We start from the raw sequence: 696 nt of genomic DNA, 5'->3' as shown, positions 1-696 counted from the left end.
AATATTAAGCTTCTAAGCGATTCAGAGTCGACGGTTAAAGCACTCACATCAGTGGAAGAGTTCAACGACCACTTCGGCACATTTATTCCTGATGATGAATTCGATACCATCGGAGGCTGCGTCATCAAAAGCTTCGGCTGCCTTCCAAATCGGGGTGACGAAACGCTGTTCGAAGGATTCAAAGTCACCGTATTAAACGCGGATAGCCGCACAGTACGTCTTTTAAAATTCGAAAAATAAATAAAAGCGCGCTGAAGCGCTAGCGAGTCAAAAATGCGAGCAACACTTCTCTGCTCGCTTGCTATTTTTATAGCAGGCGCATTACAGACCTTAGGTCTAAGTCCATTCAATTTTTGGCCCGCAAGCATCATTTCGCTTGTCGCTTTTTTATTCATTACAAAAGCACTATCTTCAAATCATTTACTAACAGGAAAACGTGCTTTTTATCAGGGATGGCTGTTTGGCTTCGGCTTGTTTGCTAGCGGCGCGTCTTGGGTGTACGTGAGCATAAATACCTATGGCCATGCGCACCCAGCTTTGGCGGGAATTCTGACGCTACTATTCGTCACATTCTTAGGCTTATTCCATGGCGCGATGTTTTATGTGTATGCAAAGCTAAAGACTAAACAAGCCGTACTTAACACCTTACTCTTCGCAGCATTGTGGACCTTAAACGATCTCGTTCGAAGTGTATTT

1 protein-coding gene and 1 pseudogene are annotated in these 696 nt (G+C 44.1%); both read left to right on the top strand.

Features of this window, described 5'->3' with window-relative positions; translation table 11 throughout:
• Nucleotides 1-240: transporter associated domain-containing protein (locus A3762_RS03665; RefSeq protein ID WP_304439256.1), on the top strand; the 240-nt coding region annotated here is incomplete at its 5' end.
• Between the two features lie 33 nt (nt 241-273).
• Nucleotides 274-696, top strand: a pseudogene (locus tag A3762_RS03660) (apolipoprotein N-acyltransferase); the annotation flags it as partial.

This window comes from Oleiphilus sp. HI0125, from assembly GCF_001635355.1.
Note: the sequence above shows the minus strand (reverse complement) of the source record. Positions and strands in the feature narration are given on the sequence as shown.